This is a genomic window from Cohnella fermenti (assembly GCF_004801405.1).
GTDB classification, from domain to species: Bacteria; Bacillota; Bacilli; order Paenibacillales; family Paenibacillaceae; genus Cohnella; species Cohnella fermenti.
Genome location: NZ_SSOB01000094.1, coordinates 1 through 2,446, shown reverse-complemented (window position 1 = coordinate 2,446; position 2,446 = coordinate 1). Strand labels below are relative to the sequence as shown.

3 protein-coding genes are annotated in these 2,446 nt (G+C 55.6%); all 3 read right to left on the bottom strand.

Annotated features, from left to right (window positions below):
• Positions 1-53: 53 nt before the first annotated feature.
• Entirely contained in the window at positions 54-1,610 is a 1,557-nt protein-coding gene (gene tnpC, locus E6C55_RS33090) for an IS66 family transposase (RefSeq protein ID WP_136374103.1), read from the bottom strand.
• A gap of 71 nt (positions 1,611-1,681) precedes the next feature.
• Entirely contained in the window at positions 1,682-2,035 is a 354-nt protein-coding gene (gene tnpB / locus E6C55_RS33085) for an IS66 family insertion sequence element accessory protein TnpB (RefSeq protein ID WP_136374102.1), read from the bottom strand.
• Entirely contained in the window at positions 2,029-2,361 is a 333-nt protein-coding gene (tnpA, locus tag E6C55_RS35540; protein ID WP_136374101.1) for an IS66 family insertion sequence element accessory protein TnpA, read from the bottom strand. Before tnpA ends, tnpB begins: the two co-directional genes overlap by 7 nt.
• Between the last annotated feature and the right edge of the window lie 85 nt (positions 2,362-2,446).

Here is a 2,446-nt window from a genome sequence, read left to right as displayed (position 1 = left end):
GTAAGCGTCAAATAGCCCCCACCTGGCGATGGGAGCGAGATTCGACTAAGCTTTTACTTGGATTGGGGCATCCGGCATTCTGCCGGAAGCTGCTCGGACCACGGCATAAATGGCTCGAGGGCCTCCGGTGAGAGCGGACCTGCTAGTTGTGGCATCTGTTCGAAGAGATGCTTCAAATAGTTGTAGGGATGCAGTCCGTTCTCTTTTGCGGTCTCCAGGATGCTATAGATCGTTGCGCTCGCGCGGGCTCCTCGCGGTGTGTTCGCGAACAGCCAGTTCTTGCGTCCGATCACAAACGGCTTAATGGACCTTTCACTCCGGTTGTTGTCGAGCTCCAGTCTCTCGTCCTCGAGGAACGCGGTTAGCTTCTCCCACTGGTTCAAACTGTAGGTGATCGCTGCTCCCGTCAGGCTCTTGGGCAAGGTACGAGACTTCTGTTGCTTCAGCCACTTCTGGTAGGCCTCCAACACGGGAGCGCTCTTCTCTTGTCGCTTTTCTAGGCGTTCCTTCGGCTTCAGTGGAGCCAGTTCGCGCTCAATGGCATACAACTGGTTGCAATAGGCCAGCCCTTGACCCGCGACACTTCCGAGTTTGCCCATCTCTGGCGGTGCACCTTTCAGCGCCTCGTCGAAATACCGACGCGCATGCGCCCAGCAGCCGACAAGTTTGACATTCTTCACCTTGTGATAGCCGGGATACCCATCCACCTGCAGGTAGCCCTTGAATCCAGACAGGAAGTTCCGAGGATGCTCACCGCCGCGTGTTCGCTGGTACTCGTAAAGGACAATCGGCGAAACGCCGCGTCCCGTCCGATACAGCCATAGATACGATTCGGACTCGGCCGACTTTCCCGGTTCCCGAAGGACCTGCAGCGTCGTTTCGTCTGCGTGTAGCACCTCTTGCTGCAACAGCTTGGCTTTCAACGCCTCGTACAGAGGCGTCAGCCAGAGCTCTGCCCCGTACATCATCCAGTTCGCCATCGTCTGACGAGAGAGCTTGTAGCCCAGACGTTCAAACTGCTTCTCCTGCCGATAGAGCGGTAGACTCTCCACGTACTTCTGCACCATGACGTACGACAAGAGGGACGGGGAGACCATGGAGCCCGGATGAACAGGCCTTGGCATAGGGGCGGTTACGATTGGCGTCTGCAACTCATGGCGCTCACAATGCCGGCACGCATACACCTGCCGCACATGCTTCGTTACCTTGAATTGTGCCGGTACAAACGTCAGCTCGCTCCGCGTTTCGGTTGTCATCTCATGCAGGGAACCACCGCAGCATTCGCAGATTCGTTCCCCTTCTGCCAACTCGTACATGAAGGTCTCGACAGGCAAGCCCGAGAGGTCTTCATCTCGCTTGCCTGCCTTTTTCCGTCGCTCGTAGGTGATGGTCTCAGGGGGCGCTTCCTCGCCTGGTGGTGTAGCGAGCAATTCGGCTTCATTAAACAGATTGAGTTCCATCTGATCCGGATGCGTGTGCTCGCTTGAAGCGCCGAAGCGCTTGTGCTGCGCCAGCCGAAACTGTTCTTCGTACCACTTCAGCTTGGTGGACAGCTCGGTCACTTGCCGTTGAAGGGATTCAATGGTTGGGGATTCCGTTCGATTTTCCATACCCTATGAATTCGACGTAAGGAGGCCAAAACCTTGCCGCATTCGTGTCGATTCAGGGAAGGAAAACCCTGCTAAATGACGGCCTCTGCGATGACTTCTGAATGGGCTTGTCGCTGGCTAAGTGAAAGCCCGTCGAGCAGCCAACGCAACTCACGAGCGGAGACAGCAACGGTACGCTCGTTGCTAGCTGGCCATTGAAAGGTTCCGCGCTCGAGACGGCGATAGAACAACCAGAAGCCATTGTGATCCCAGTAAAGAATCTTCAGTTTATTCCGCTCGCGATTACAGAAAACAAACAGGCTGGGAGTGAACGGACTTAGACCAAAGCTCCCCTGCACAAGGGCCGCTAATCCGTCGATGGACTTGCGGAGGTCGGTTGCCCCGCTGGCCAAGTAGACACGCTGCGCATTGGATAACGTCAGCATAGAGAACTCAAGGCAGCGACGGCCTCACGAAGGAGATTTGGGTCGAAGCCGGGGGCCAGTTCAATACGGGTGGCGCCGACGTGAATGAGAATAGCGGGGGCGTTAGTCGCTCGAGGCAGCGACTCGTTGATGGTTAGAGGAACAAAATGAGCAGAGGAAGATGTTGAATTCAGAGACGAACGGTCTCTCAGCGTCCGAAGCCAGTATCTCAGTTGATCTCTGGTTACGTGGTTCTCGTCACACCAAGTTTGCATGGTCTTGCCGCTTGATTGATAATCTGCGACTCGGGTGGTCCATTCCTGCCGACGTTGTTCTTTCCTTGACATGAGGCAACCTCCTGCTCGATCTGAAGTAGCCTCATCTTCTCATGTACGGACAGCACTTAGAAGGTGTGCATGGTTTGACGCTTAC

Bases quoted from the DNA above. Each gene is read 5' to 3' on its own strand.
- tnpA (WP_136374101.1), bottom strand. From the start codon at position 2,361: ATGTCAAGGAAAGAACAACGTCGGCAGGAATGGACCACCCGAGTCGCA.
- tnpC (WP_136374103.1), bottom strand. From the start codon at position 1,610: ATGGAAAATCGAACGGAATCCCCAACCATTGAATCCCTTCAACGGCAA.
- tnpB (WP_136374102.1), bottom strand. From the start codon at position 2,035: ATGCTGACGTTATCCAATGCGCAGCGTGTCTACTTGGCCAGCGGGGCA.